Origin of the sequence: Shewanella sp. M-Br (genome assembly GCF_036245925.1) — a bacterium.
GTDB lineage: Bacteria > Pseudomonadota > Gammaproteobacteria > Enterobacterales > Shewanellaceae > Shewanella > Shewanella oncorhynchi.
On record NZ_BJBV01000014.1, the window covers coordinates 68709 to 81805 of the forward strand.

The following is a 13097-nucleotide window of genomic DNA, read 5'->3' on the forward strand; positions in this document are numbered from 1 at the left end:
GGGTTATTCCTCCAGCGGTTTGGCAAAAATACTGGCAACGGCATGGGCTCCAATGCCCACCACTGTCGCGCCTAAAATCACCGCACCAATAGTATCTGCGGTCGCATCCAATCCATGGAGGAGTTGACGGCCAAGGGGTTTTTCAAAGTCAGCCATATCGTCCCAGAAGTTAGGTTCTGAGCAACCCATACAACCGTGTCCAGCGAGTACTGGCCAGCTAGTGTGATGGTTAAAGCGCTCGGTTGGGCAGTTGTTGTAGGTGTAAGGACCTTTACAACCGACTTTATAAAGGCAGTAACCTTCTTTCGCACCGTGATCGCCAAATTCTTCAACGAATTCACCGGCATCGAAGCGGCCGCGGCGTTCACAGTTATCGTGTACCCGTGCGCCGTAAGCCCATTTAGGTCTATTAAACATATCCAGTGCAGGTAATTTTCCGAACATGATGAAGTACATCAAAGTGCCGACTATGTTCTTTTCACTCGGTGGGCAACCGCCTAAGTTAATCACGGGTTTACTGACCACTTCATGCACGCCTTTAGCCCCCGTTGGGTTTGGATAAGCGGCTTGCACCCCACCAAACGCCGCACAAGTGCCAACAGAGATAATCGCGGCGGCGCCTTCTGCAGCATGCTTGATGATTTCTAAACCCGTGTGGCCTTTACAACCCACAGTTAAGAAACTGCCGTTATTTGCAGTCGGAATCGCCCCTTCAACGGCCAGTAAATAGCGGCCCTTGTAGGTTTCGAGTGCATGTTCGAGGTTTTCTTCGGCTTGCCAACCCGCTGCAGCCATTAAGGTTTCGTGATATTCCAAGGAAATATGATCGAAAATCAGTGAGTCTAGATTGGGGGTATCGGTACGAATTAAAGATTCGGAGCAGCCAGTACATTCGGCCATATGTAACCAGATTAAGGGTACACGATCGGCTAATTCGGCAGCTTCGGCCACTAAGTTACTAAAGGGGAGGGGTAATGCGAGCATGCTCGTCACCATGGCACTCCACTTCATAAAATCACGGCGACTAATGCCGTGCTGTTGCATTTTTTCAATCAGCGATTGTTGTTGACGGGGAGCGAATTGGCGTAACGCATCTAAGCGCGCCTTTCCCTGTTCATATAGGGCTGCATGTGTGTCCATGGGTCAACCTTTTTTGTTATTTAAATGTAAATTGGTAAGGGTTTACATAATTGACAGTGCCAGTTTAGGCCGTTGGAGTGTAAAGATTATTGATGTATATCAAGAATTTTTAAGAGATGTGACCGAACTGATTTTGACATTTAATTAACATGACACAGATCTAATTTCACTTTTTCTAATGGGACAAAATGTCTCACATTTGCCATTTTGGATGAAATCGGTCACTTAATAAGCACTCATGTGATGAAGGCGATGCAGATGATTATGGTTCATTCGCGTGGTGAGTCTGGGCGAGCAGGTTAATTAAACTTATATAAGCTTGTTTAAGAAAACCTTAAGATTCAGTTAATAGATTCGAACGTAATCGTTAATGCGGAATATGCTATGAAGAAAATATTATTGTTACTCAGTTTATTGGCCGCAGGCGTACAAGCCGCGCCATCGCTGGACTATCAAGTGTTTAACGCGCAAAACCAAGCTGTTTCCCTGAGTGAGTTTAAAGGCAAAGTCGTCTATGTCGATTTTTGGGCATCCTGGTGTGGCCCTTGCCGTAAATCGTTTCCTTGGATGAATGAAATACAAAAAAAGTATCAAGATCAGGGATTAGCTGTCGTGGCAATCAACTTAGATACAGATAATGAGTTAGCCCAGGAATTCTTAAAACAAGTCCCTGCCAATTTTTCAGTGCGTTTTAACCCCGAAGGTGATGTCGCTCGCAGTTTCGATTTGCTGGGCATGCCGAGCAGTTTTATGTTCAATCGTCAAGGTCAGTTAGTACAGCATCATGTTGGCTTTTATGCCGATAAAACCGCTGAATACGAGCAAGAACTCGTCAATTTACTGAAGGAGTAATTTATGCTTAAACCCGCATTAGTCGCAGTAACGCTCATCATAGGTTTGAGTGGATGTTCAAGTTTAGGAGTGCAGCCGTGGGAGAAAGGCCAGTTGGCCCGCAGCGATATGGCGCTCGACAGTGAGAAGCTCGACCTTGCACTCGATGATCATATTTATTTTAGTAAAGAAGGCAGTAGCGGCGGTCGTGCATTTGCCGGTGGCGGATGTGGCTGTAACTAAACTCTCCGTTGGTGTTATTTGCCCTGAGATGTAACGCACAGATGTAATGAACAGACGTACTAAAACAAATGTGACGAGCAGATGTTCTAAAATCTGGGGCGAAATCCCGCGGTATTGAATAGATTGAAGTGACCTACAGGTGTTGTCAGTTATGACCCAAAAAAAGAACCCAATAAATACAAGACAATCGAAGCAGATAGCGGGTGCTCTCGCATTAGCCAGTTGTGGACTGTTTGCAACAAGTGGCCATGCGACTGAATTATCTAAAAAAGCTGACGACTGGAAGATCGATGCTGCGTTAATGTATTACGGTGAGCAAGATAGAGTACAAGCCATCGAAGCCATAGGCACAGCGCAAAAAGCCTTTGGCGATGACAGTGTGCTGGATCTCAAACTCGTGGTTGACAGTCTAACGGGGCCTTCAGCATCGGGCGCCGTGGCCCAAAGTACCAGCCAAACGTTTACTCGACCATCTGGTAATGGTCAATATCATGTTTCAGCGGGAGAAACGCCGTTAGATGACACCTTTCACGATACTCGCGTACAAGCCAATGTCGGTTGGAGTGAAGTGCTAACACCAGATTGGAAACTCAATGTTGGCGCATATGGCTCGAAAGAGTTTGATTATATGTCAATGGGCATCAATGCCGGAATTGAGCGAGGGTTTAATAAAGACAACACCACTTTATTTTTAGGTACGGCTTATAGTTTCGATGTGGTTGACCCCGTTGGCGGTCGTCCGGTGGATTTATCTTCGATGGTCATTCGCGATAACTTCACCAGTGAGGAAGCTTATCGCAGCGCATTCGATGCGACCCGTCAAGGTGGCAGTGATAATAAGCAGACCGCGGATGTGATGTTAGGTATCACCCAAGTGCTTAGTCAGCGCTGGTTGTTGCAAGCCAATTACGGCTTGTCGAGTGTCAATGGCTATTTAACGGATCCCTACAAGGTGCTCAGTGTGGTGGATAACAACGGCATTACTCAGGATTTATTGTATGAAAGCCGCCCTGATTCGCGCTTGAAGCACAGTTTTTACGTGATGACCAAAGGCGCATTAGATGCGGGTGTGGTGGATTTTTCCTATCGTTATAATACCGATGACTGGGACCTCACATCGCATACCTTAGAAACCCATTATCGGTATTACTTTACGGGCAATTTTTACGGTCAATTGCATCTACGTTATTACCAACAAACGGCGGCTAACTTCTATCAACCTTTCTTGATGGCTGATACGCCATTGCCTGAGTTTGCCAGTGCCGATTATCGTATCGGTGATATGTCGGCTTATACGATTGGGGTTAAATTTGGCCATAGATTATCGGGCGGTCATGAAATGTCGTATCGCTTAGAGTATTACCAACAGGATCCGAAAAATAACGGCGCTACGATTCCTGGAGAGCTGCAAAACTTCGATCTGTTTCCGACTCAGAAGGCAATTACAGCACAGTTTAGTTATTCTTTTTAATACGAAATAATGCTACTGGCTCAGATAGCAAGGCGTTAAACTGTATGGGTAGCTTAGCTACCCATACTCAATTTACCCCTGAACTTATTCAATCGGAATCCCAGTGGGATGCCATGTGAAGAGGTGATTTATGATGTCGACATCGTCCCTAAAGACCGCACCTTATTCGTTGCAGCGACGTGATTGGGGTTATGTGGGTGAATTTAGGGCCATGGCGAGTCCCTGTGAAATACTCATCGCATGTGATCAACTCGATATTGCTGACGATATGTTGGACATGGCTGTCACTGAGGCGCTGCGTATCGAACATAAGTACAGTCGCTTTATCGCGCAGAATTGTCTGTGGCAATTAAACCATGCCAATGGTCATAAGCAGCTTATCGATGAAGAAACCTGGCAGTTATTAGCTTTTGCTAAACAATGTTTTCAGCTCAGTGATGGACTCTTTGATATTTCTGCTGGGCCGTTAATGGAACTGTGGCGCTTTGATCCCAAAGCCCAATTGCCCGAACATGGTCGCATACTTGCCGCGAAAGCCTTAGTGGGATTTGAACGCATCGAGTTTGATTCGCGCCATATTGATATGCCAACAGGAATGAAATTGGATTTTGGTGGCGTTGCTAAGGAATATGCGGTCGACAGAGTCGCCTATGAGTTAGCCGAATGTTATCCAGACATTCCAGTGTTAGTGAATTTTGGCGGTGATATCGCTTGTCCCGTGTCCAAAGTGACGCCATGGCAAGTGGGAATTGAAGACCCACGACACCTCGATCACGCTGCGAGTGTACTGGCGATTAGTCAGGGTGCATTAGCGACCAGTGGCGATACGCGGCGATTTTTTGAAGTCGATGGAAAGCGTTACGGCCATATTGTCGACCCACGCACTGGCTATCCCGTTATCCATGCGCCGCGCTCTGTGACTGTGTTAGGGCCAAACTGCGTGACTGCAGGTATGCTCGCCACTATGGCTATGCTGCAGGGGCGAGACGCGGAAGATTTTTTACAGCAACAAGATGTTAAGTTCAGTATTTTCCGTTAGGGCTCAGTTAAGGACATTGAATGCGTATTATGTTGGTTGAAGACAATGAGTTATTAGCCCAAGGGATTTGCTTGAGTTTGGCAAAGCTGGGTATGCAAGTTGATCACCTTAATAGTTATCAGCAAGCTTTGCTGGGGGTTAAAAATGAAAGCTTCAGTGCCATAGTGCTCGATCTGGGATTGCCTGACGGTAATGGTAAAGAGTTACTTAAAGCTTGGCGCCAGCAGGGAGTGTCAATTCCCACAATAGTTCTGACCGCTAATACGGATTTTGACACTAAGCTTGAATGTTTAGACATGGGCGCCGATGATTATCTCGGTAAACCTTTTGATGTGCGTGAATTAGCCGCGCGCATTCGTGCTATCGTCAGGCGTCAGTATGGGCTCGATCACAACAGTTTGATTATTGGTGCTTTGTGTATCGATTTAAATACCCGTGAAGTGACCTTTCGCGATCAAAATGTGCTGCTTTCACGGCGTGAATTTCAATTACTGCTCGAACTCGCTCAGTCGGCAGGGCGTGTATTGACCCGCAGTCAGTTAGAACAGTTAACCTATGGCTGGGATGAAGTCGGCAGTAATTCAATAGAAGTGCATATCCACCATCTGCGCAAAAAACTTGCCAATGAATTAATCAAAACCGTGCGTGGAATAGGCTATACCTTGATTGAAATAAATTAATTTGAAGAGTTAAGTGACAAGCTCCACTTTTGTGGGTACTGATAATGCAGTGATGACTTGAAGCATAGTCGTTAGGAAAAAGAAGTGATTCGATTAAAGGGGCTAGATGTGTATTCACTGCGTTTGGTACTGACATTATTAATTTTGTCAGGTATTTCAGTATCCGTCGCTGTGTCTAGCTGGTTGAGTACTCGGGATTCTAAGCATCAAATCGAAGAACTCTTCGATGCGCAAATGCTCCAAACTGCTAAAATGTTGGAGTTGTTCTATCATACTGAGCCCAATACAACAGCTCAGGATCTCGTCATACCCCAAGTGCTCCACGTTCCCGATAGCCAGATCAGTTCCTTTGCCGAAAAGGCCGATGCGCTGAAACTGGCCTATGAGCATAAATTGGCGTTTCAAATCTGGAGTGAGGCGGGTGAAGCCTTAGTTTTATCGGATAATATTGGTCATCAACCTATCAGTCGATTCGTACAGGGTTATCATAAGAAAGTGTTCGAAGGAGAACTCTGGCATGTGTTCAGTTTTTTTTCGGTTAAAAATCATGTTTGGATTGTCACTGCTCAACAGGATGAAGTACGCCAAGAGCTTGTATCGCAAATCATGCATAATGCCGTTATCGTGCCCTTGATGGTAGTGCCTTTAACATTAATTATTGTTAGCTTCTTGTTTTATCTCTTGTTTCGGCCATTAAAAACCTTTGAAAGAGAATTAATTGGACGGGCACCCAACGATTTGACCCCGTTGACTATGTCATTGCCTAAAGAATTAGTCCCTGTTCGGCGCGCATTGAACTTATATATCAATAGTATCGCGCGATTTATCGCCCGTGAGCGTCGTTTTAGCGCCGATGCGGCCCATGAGCTTAAAACGCCATTATCTGTGATTAAATTACATCAACATGGCTTAGAGAGTCTGATTGATGATGATCCGCAGCAGAATTTCCATTTAGCTGCGATAGATGCTGGCGTAGTGCACATGAGTCATACCGTTGAACAATTACTCGTATTAGCAAGGGTGGACTCGATTAATGAGCTTAATGTGTCATCCCACGCCATTTTGCCTATGGTCGAAGATGCGCTTAATCAATTAATGCCACAAATCACAGATTATGAATGGAATATCGATATCGCATCCAATCTAACGGTGACCTGTGATCGTTTTTATTTGCTGCTTGTACTGAAGAATATTATCGAAAATGCCTGTAAATACAGCCCACAGGAATCGGAAATTTCAGTGTCGGCCCATGCTTTGGATGATGAAATCGGTATTTGTGTCGCGGATCGAGGCCAAGGCATGACAGAGCCGCAGATTGCCAATGCGACAGAACGTTTTTATCGTGTGAATGAAAATGAAGGCATAGGCGCGGGATTAGGTTTGTCTATCTGCTATCACATCATAGAATTGCACCAAGGTCGTTTAGTGATTGCGCCTAGGGATCAAGGTGGATTATCTGTGACACTTTTTCTGCCAAAATAGTTCAGGCAATGAAATGTTAAAATAGATCCGCAGTTTCAGTGACATCAGCTCAGTTGTTTTGATACATTTAAGCGGGTAAAATTTTGAATTTTCCTGCTGTCTTAGTGTTAATCCTTAGGCTTACCAACAGATTGATTCGCTTATTGTGATATTTCATCTAAGATCATCAACACTTAGTTGAGGCGTAAAAAGGCTCATTTTACTTTCAATAATGTAGCATTTGGATCACTTAATTTGTTTTTGTAACTTTGAAAACAGAAATAAGCATGATAATGTTATTTTAATATTCATTTTTGGTATAAGCTTATTCTCAAATAGTATTGTGTAGAAGGGGTTAACTGCATCTTTATTTATGAGTTTTTTTCTCCTTCTGATATCTTTCGCGATATGTAAGCAACTGTTTTTTTTCATCCCTAAATCAGAGTGAAAAAAATTCACTGTATACATAAAAAACATTGATTTCTTAGTTTATTTTTTAGGTTACCTATCTATGGTTAGCTTGTTGCGTTGCCCATCGTCCAAACCTTATTCGTCACTCATATGTTCACTGACGCTAGGCGCTGTAGTCGCCCTGTCTGGTGTCGCGTACGCTGAAGAGACAAAACCCGCCGAGGCAGTTCCTGTGGTTACTCCACCGAAAGTGATTTCTCAGCCCAGTACAAAAAATCAAATCAGATTCACTAAGACAGGCGCTTTTGATAGCGAAACTGTCGTGAAGATTGCAAAACGTTTGGCAGCGAAACCTTATGTGACCCTCAAAGATCCTTTGCCAGCTGGCCTTGCTAAACTGTCATACGATGAGTACAGAGATATTCGTTTTAACCCGACTGCGTCTATTTGGCGTGATCAGGGCGTGCCATTTCAAATGCAAATGTTCCACCGTGGTTTCTATTTTCAAGATCTGATCGAGATTGCGATTGTAGAAGGTCAGAATGCAACGCACTTAGCCTATGAGCCTAAATATTTCACCGCGGGTGAAGTGATTACTCAAGCGCTACCAAATGATGACATTGGCTACTCAGGATTCCGTATTCATAACCAATTGAATACGAACGGTGTATTTGACGAGCTTATGGTATTCCAAGGTGCGAGTTATTTCCGTGCTTTAGGTAAAGGTAACGCCTATGGCTTATCTTCCCGCGGTTTGGCGTTAAAAACGGCTGACGCTGAAGGGGAAGAATTCCCGATATTTCGCGCCTTCTGGGTTGAGCGTCCACACAATGACAGCAACTTGATTGTTGTGCATGCCTTGTTAGATAGCCCAAGCGTAGCAGGTGCCTATACTTTCTCTGTCCGTCCCGGTGATAACACCTTGATTGATGTAGAAGCGACACTGTTTCCTCGTGTTGAGCTGAGCAAAGTCGGTTTAGCACCAAGCACTAGCATGTTCTTACATTCACTCAATGGTCGTCACGACACCGATGATTTTAGACCTGAAGTACATGATTCTGATGGTTTATTGATGTTAAATGGTCGTGGTGAGCATTTATGGCGCCCATTGGCTAATCCACGTCAGTTACAAGTCAGTGCGTTTTCTGACAACTCGCCTCAGGGATTTGGTCTGATCCAACGTGAGCGTGACTATGCGTCATATCAAGATTTAGAAGCCCATTACGAACGTCGCCCAAGCCTATGGATTGAGCCTGTGGGTAATTGGGGGCAAGGTTCTGTGGTGTTGACTGAAATTCCGACAGAGTCTGAGATTCATGACAACATTGTTAGTTATTGGAAACCACGTCAGCCTATTCCTGCTGGCGGTGAATTTCATTTTGCCTATCGCATGAGTTGGGGTGAAGAACCTGCTGCGAAAGTCGGTGCTGTACATATTTCTCGCTCTGCCAGTGGTCGTGCCGATATTGCTAAAGCGACTCCAAGACGTTTATTTGTGGTCGACTATCAAGTTGAAGGTCCGATGACAGATGAAATGCCAGTCGCTAAAGTTGAAGCTTCTAGTGGTGTGGTCACGAACGTGGTGATTGCCCGTAATGCCGCTAAAAATGGCTATCGCTTAGCTTTTGAATTAGAGCCAGAAGATAAAGATCTTATCGAACTGCGCGCTGAACTTAAGTTCCCAACTCCTCGTCAGGTTGAAACCTGGCTCTATCGCTGGACGCTGTAAGGTTCATGACGGAGCAACATGATATGACTGTATCCGATAACTCGGTACTCGAGACGGAAGTCCTCGTGGGTGGTAGTGCTATGCCAAATGAACGGCCTGGCGCTATGGAACCCCAAAATTTAAGTAAGATGCCAGAGGGATTCCCTCGCCGTAGCACTGTGGCTGATGGGGTACGCTCGCGTACCTACCGTCGTGTGTTTGTGGTGGGTGGGGCTTTATTATTATCTTTGTTTGCTATCTATGAAATGGGGGCGGTATTTAGCATTGGCGGAATTACTCCTCTGGAATATTTAGTGCTAGTGCTGTTTGCGGTTAATTTCTGCTGGATTGCTTTGGCGTTTTGTAGCGGTATTGCAGGTTTTTTAATTTTACTGCGAAAACCGCGGGCAAAAGATTTACAAGTGACTGAACTGCATACGCGAACCGCGATTTTGATGCCGACCTATAACGAATCTCCTGATAGGGTATTCTCGGCGGTTTCAGTGATGGCTGAAACCTTGTCGCAAACGGGTCATGGTCATGCTTTTGATTGGTTTATCTTAAGTGATACTACCGATCCCGATATTGCTTTGCTCGAAGAGCAGGCGTTTCTGGTGTTACGTCAAGAAACCCATAAGCATTCGCGGGTGTATTACCGTCGCCGTCGTAAAAACGTCGCCCGTAAAGCGGGTAACGTAGCCGATTTTTGCCGTCGTTGGGGGTCGCGTTATGATCACTTGTTAGTGCTTGATGCCGACAGTTTGATGGAGTCTTCAACCATCACTGGCTTAGCTCAGCGCATGCAGGCCGATCCTGATGCGGGTTTGATCCAAACGATTCCGTCGTTGATCAATGGCACCACTTTAATGGCCCGTTTACAGCAATTTGCGGCGCGTATTTATGGTCCGGTAATTGGTACCGGGTTAGGCTGGTGGGTACAAAAAGAAGGTAACTTCTGGGGCCACAACGCCATAATCCGCACCGAAGCCTTTATGACCGCGGCCGGATTACCCAACCTTAAGGGTAAGCCACCTTTTGGTGGTCACATCATGAGCCATGACTTTGTTGAAGCTGCGCTGATCCGCCGTGCGGGTTGGAGTGTGGTCATTGCCTATGACTTACCGGGTTCATACGAAGAATGTCCACCGTCGATTATCGACTTAGCCGTGCGTGATCGCCGCTGGTGCCAAGGTAACTTGCAGCATTCGCGTATTTTGCCGACTAAAGGTTTGCACTGGGTAAGCCGTTTACATTTACTGACGGGTATCATGGCTTATTTGTCATCTCCTTTCTGGTTGATGTTGATTTTGACCGGTTTGATGTTGGCTTTGCAGGCACACTTTATTCGACCTGAATATTTCACCGATCAATTTTCACTGTTCCCGACTTGGCCCATCATGGACTCGGATAGGGCATTAAGATTGTTCTACATTACTATGGGGGTTTTGTTTGGCCCTAAAGTATTTGGTGTCTTGTTGCTGCTTAAAGACGGTGAGTTTGCTCGCAGTGTTGGTGGTCGAATTAAAGCGATATTTAGTGTAATCTTTGAGGTCATACTTTCAGCGCTGATTGCACCTATCATGATGTTTATCCATTGTGGTGCTGTGATGTCAATTCTGATGGGGCGGGACAGTGGTTGGTCGCCGCAACGTCGTGATGACGGCAGTATGCCTTGGATGACGTTAATTTATCGTCACCGCTGGCATATGCTGGCAGGTGTGATGTTAGGTTATGCGGCTATTTTGGATTCTTTGACTTTGTTAGCTTGGATGAGTCCGGCGTTGATCGGTCTGTGGATTGCTGTGCCAATTTCTGCATGGACAGGTTCAGTCAAAATTGGCGAAGTGTTCAAGCGTGCCGGTATTCTTGCAACACCAGAAGAACGTAACCCTGCGCAAATTTGTCTGCAAGCGCAAGAAGCGCGCGCCGCTTACCAAAGACACATTGCTGAGCCTTGGACGTTAGCACAGGTACTTAAAGACCCTGCGTTGATGGAATTGCATTTAGCCATGGTGGATAAACAGCCTTTGCGTGCTGCGGGTACACCAATTGAAGCGATGGAAGCCATAGTACATGTGAAGGTGCATGAAGCTCGTTGTCAACAGAGCGCATTAGCTTTACTCAATCGTCAAGAAATGGCGATGGTGTTGGCAAATCCTTTGATGTTACGTAGCCTACAGAAATTACCAGAGCAATTTGTCGAAGAAGATCTCGTGTCTTTTTGCTAACGAGCACTTGCTCAGCATATTTATGCGAGTTTGTTTGATATCAATGCCACTGACGACCTCAGTGGCATTTTTCTTTTTGTTATCTTGAGTTAACCCCTAGTAATTAATTGATCTCCATGGAATAGTTATATCATAGTGTTGTTGACTGATATTACCGCTGGCTCTCAGGTGACCTTAAAAATAGCTAAGGGAGTATTTATGATATTGAAAAAGATCATTCGCTATTTGCCCCCATCCATGCGTGTAACGCTAAACGTGAGAGAACTCAAATTGATAGAGCAGGAGTTCCACATCGCGAACTTGAAAGCATTGCAGATTAACCCTATGCCGACGAGGCGTAATCTAGCGCAACTATTACTCAGCCTTTTTTTTCTGTATTCCAATAATTTTAGTGCCAAAGGTAGGTGCAGCTGATGGCGCTCAATCCCTGACATCAAATTCGAGTATTGCTGCGCAGCCAAATCTTGAGGGTAAAACTGAAGATCTTACTGCTGTGCTGCCGCTTGCGGCCTTAGTGCCACAGGTGTTGCTATTGGATCTCGCAGGCGTTAATCCGGTATTTGGTCAGCATTATCGTGACTTAACACTTTCTCCTAATACCTTATCTACTGCTGATTTAGTACGAATCCAAGCTGATGTTACCGGTTACTGGCATTATGTGATGACATCCGTTGAATGTAACAACGCTGGAGCCCCAGAGACGGTTTCATCCGTTATTCCAGAGGATCCCCAATATCAAAGGGTGCTTAAGCAAATCGCCCATTTAGTGCAATTGGACACAATTGAACCATGGGAAACTTTAGTGCTAGATGAAAAGTTAACCTTAGGAATGAGTCATCAAATCGTTGATACCATAGCAAAGCGTGTGTGGATATTGGGAGACTTAGCCACTGAGCTTAGAGTGAATCAAGTTTATACCGAAGAACTTATGATTGGCATTAAGCGCTTTCAGCAAAAGCATGGGCTAAAACAGGACGGGGTGATAGGTAAGCAGACCTTATTTTGGGTGAACCAATCGCCAAGGGCGAGGGCGGTACTATTAGCTAAAAACACTATTCGACAAAGAGTGTTTGAACGTAAATTAGAGCCGAGTTATTTGCTGATTAATGTGCCCGCTTTTGAGATGACGTTGGTCGATAATGGTACGCCAGTGTTAAGTTCCAAGGTCATTGTGGGTAAATCTTCTCGGCAAACACCGATTTTGGACAGTCAGATTTCTAGCGTGGTGCTTAACCCCAGTTGGCGAGTGCCTAGCAGCATTTTACGGCGGGACATTCTGCCGCAAATTCAGCGAAATGGTCATTATCTTAATGAACGTCAATTTGATGTGTACGATTATAACGGTCAACGGGTACAACGCATGCCAGAGGAATGGCAGGCCTTAGCCAGCGCTTCGTTTCCCTATCAGCTTGTACAACGCCCTGGGGCGAAGAATGCATTAGGTAAATATAAGTTTCACTTTGATAACAGTTTCAGTGTCTATTTACATGGAACTTCTGAGCCAAGTCTCTTTAAAAAGGACGATAGGGCACTATCATCTGGGTGTATTCGTATTGAAAAAGCCACTGAATTAGCCCAGTGGTTTAAAGAGCATTTAGTAAAAGACAAACGTTTATGGGACAAGTTAGCCCCTGGTATTACTGAGCCTCAGTGGTTTTCACTTTCCGAAAAGCTGCCAGTGCATCTGGTTTACTGGACTGCATGGTTAGACGATAGTGGGCAGGATCAATACCGTCGCGACATTTATCATTTGGAGCTTGAGCTGACGAATGCTGTGCCTGCCACGGTTTTGGAACAACATTAACGTTTTTGTGCTGTAAAGTTGAGCAAGATAAGCATCTGAACTCGCTTGGCATTTTGAAATCCTACTCAGAATGGGGTTGGC

9 protein-coding genes and 1 pseudogene are annotated in these 13097 nt (G+C 45.1%); 9 read left to right on the forward strand and 1 reads right to left on the reverse strand.

The features are described 5' to 3' along the window. Positions 1–3 precede the first annotated feature (3 nt). Positions 4–1140, reverse strand: a complete 1137-nt coding sequence (gene hyaA / locus AAA952_RS13180; RefSeq protein ID WP_028760176.1) for a nickel-dependent hydrogenase small subunit — start codon at positions 1138–1140, stop codon at positions 4–6. Between the two features lie 384 nt (positions 1141–1524). Here hyaA and AAA952_RS13185 point away from each other — a divergent pair, with 384 nt between their 5' ends. The 9 genes and pseudogenes from AAA952_RS13185 to AAA952_RS13225 all read left to right on the forward strand — a co-directional run bounded on the left by AAA952_RS13185 (position 1525) and on the right by AAA952_RS13225 (position 13016). Next, positions 1525–1992, forward strand: coding sequence for a TlpA disulfide reductase family protein (locus tag AAA952_RS13185; RefSeq protein ID WP_028760175.1), 468 nt, complete (start codon positions 1525–1527; stop codon positions 1990–1992). A 3-nt stretch (positions 1993–1995) separates the two neighbouring features. After that, positions 1996–2214 carry a DUF4266 domain-containing protein gene (locus tag AAA952_RS13190; RefSeq protein WP_028760174.1) on the forward strand — a complete coding sequence of 73 codons (219 nt, stop codon included), beginning with the start codon at positions 1996–1998 and terminating at the stop codon, positions 2212–2214. 151 nt (positions 2215–2365) lie between these two features. Further along, positions 2366–3685, forward strand: a complete 1320-nt coding sequence (locus AAA952_RS13195; RefSeq protein WP_173496597.1) for a DUF3570 domain-containing protein — start codon at positions 2366–2368, stop codon at positions 3683–3685. A 130-nt stretch (positions 3686–3815) separates the two neighbouring features. Continuing rightward, complete coding sequence (locus AAA952_RS13200; RefSeq protein WP_338257633.1) at positions 3816–4724, forward strand: FAD:protein FMN transferase; 909 nt, start codon at positions 3816–3818, stop codon at positions 4722–4724. A 20-nt stretch (positions 4725–4744) separates the two neighbouring features. Continuing rightward, positions 4745–5404: a response regulator transcription factor gene (locus AAA952_RS13205; RefSeq protein WP_028760171.1), complete on the forward strand. Its 660-nt coding sequence runs from the start codon at positions 4745–4747 to the stop codon at positions 5402–5404. A gap of 84 nt (positions 5405–5488) precedes the next feature. Beyond that, positions 5489–6886, forward strand: a complete 1398-nt coding sequence (locus AAA952_RS13210; RefSeq protein ID WP_338257635.1) for an ATP-binding protein — start codon at positions 5489–5491, stop codon at positions 6884–6886. Between the two features lie 490 nt (positions 6887–7376). Next, on the forward strand, positions 7377–9005 hold the full coding sequence (locus AAA952_RS13215) for a glucan biosynthesis protein G (RefSeq protein ID WP_263199030.1): 1629 nt from the start codon (positions 7377–7379) through the stop codon (positions 9003–9005). Positions 9006–9028: 23 nt separating this feature from the next. Beyond that, positions 9029–11212 (forward strand): glucans biosynthesis glucosyltransferase MdoH, encoded by a 2184-nt coding sequence (mdoH, locus tag AAA952_RS13220; RefSeq protein WP_105252289.1) that lies wholly within the window; start codon positions 9029–9031, stop codon positions 11210–11212. A 324-nt stretch (positions 11213–11536) separates the two neighbouring features. After that, positions 11537–13016: pseudogene (locus tag AAA952_RS13225) on the forward strand (L,D-transpeptidase family protein). Positions 13017–13097: the final 81 nt, after the last annotated feature.

Coding starts and splice junctions, on each gene's coding strand:
- hyaA (WP_028760176.1), bottom strand. CDS start 1,140: ATGGACACACATGCAGCCCTATATGAACAGGGAAAGGCGCGCTTAGAT.
- AAA952_RS13185 (WP_028760175.1), top strand. CDS start 1,525: ATGAAGAAAATATTATTGTTACTCAGTTTATTGGCCGCAGGCGTACAA.
- AAA952_RS13190 (WP_028760174.1), top strand. CDS start 1,996: ATGCTTAAACCCGCATTAGTCGCAGTAACGCTCATCATAGGTTTGAGT.
- AAA952_RS13195 (WP_173496597.1), top strand. CDS start 2,366: ATGACCCAAAAAAAGAACCCAATAAATACAAGACAATCGAAGCAGATA.
- AAA952_RS13200 (WP_338257633.1), top strand. CDS start 3,816: ATGATGTCGACATCGTCCCTAAAGACCGCACCTTATTCGTTGCAGCGA.
- AAA952_RS13205 (WP_028760171.1), top strand. CDS start 4,745: ATGCGTATTATGTTGGTTGAAGACAATGAGTTATTAGCCCAAGGGATT.
- AAA952_RS13215 (WP_263199030.1), top strand. CDS start 7,377: ATGGTTAGCTTGTTGCGTTGCCCATCGTCCAAACCTTATTCGTCACTC.
- mdoH (WP_105252289.1), top strand. CDS start 9,029: ATGACTGTATCCGATAACTCGGTACTCGAGACGGAAGTCCTCGTGGGT.